This is a genomic window from Novosphingobium sp. 11B, from assembly GCF_054589055.1.
The window spans coordinates 1-806 of sequence record NZ_BAAILP010000149.1 but is presented as its reverse complement, the minus strand read 5'-3'; the positions used below and the strand labels follow the sequence as shown (position 1 = coordinate 806).

The window sequence follows — 806 nt, the reverse complement described above, 5'->3', positions numbered from 1 at the left end:
GCGGCAGAGGCCGGCGCGGCGATCGTCCACCTGCACGCGCGCGATCCGCAGACCGGCAAGCCGGTGCACGAACCCGAAGACTTCGCGCCGTTCCTCAAGGTCATCAAACAGGCGAGCGACGTGGTGGTGAATATCACCACCGGCGCCTCGCCCTATATGCCGGTAGAATATCGCGTGAAGCCTGCGGAAACATGGAAGCCGGAAGTCGCCAGCCTCAACATGGGCAGCATGAATTTCGGCCTGTTCCCGATGCTGAAGAAGGATCGGGAATGGAAGCACGCCTGGGAGCCCGAAATGCTGGAGGCCAGCCACGACCTCGTCTTCCGCAACAGCTTCAAGGATATCCGCTATGCCCTTGAAACACTGAACAAGACCGGCACCCGCTACGAGTTCGAGTGCTACGATACCGCGCACCTCTACAACCTGCACTACTTCTGGAAGGAGGGCCTGGTCGAAGGTCCGCTGTTCATCCAGACCTGCTTCGGCCTGCTCGGCGGCATCGGCGCCCACCCGGAGGACGTGATGCACATGAAGCGCACCGCCGACCGCCTGTTCGGCGATCAGTACCGCTGGTCGGTGCTGGCGGCAGGCGCGAACCAGATGCCGGTGGCGGCGATGGCTGCCAGCATGGGGGGCCACGTGCGCGTGGGGCTGGAGGACTCGCTGTGGATCGGCAAGGGCCAGCTTGCGACCAGCAACGCGCAGCAGGTGACGAAAGTGCGCCAGATCATCGAGGGCCTCGGCGGCGAGATCGCCACGCCTGCCGAAGCCCGCGAAATCCTCAGCCTCAAGGGCGGGGACAAGGT

At 64.3% G+C, this 806-nt stretch carries 1 protein-coding gene; it reads left to right on the top strand.

Annotated elements, in window-relative coordinates; translation table 11 throughout:
- A partial coding sequence (locus ACYPYD_RS14115) for a beta-keto acid cleavage family enzyme (RefSeq protein ID WP_459663748.1) occupies window positions 1–806 on the top strand: 806 nt, incomplete at both ends.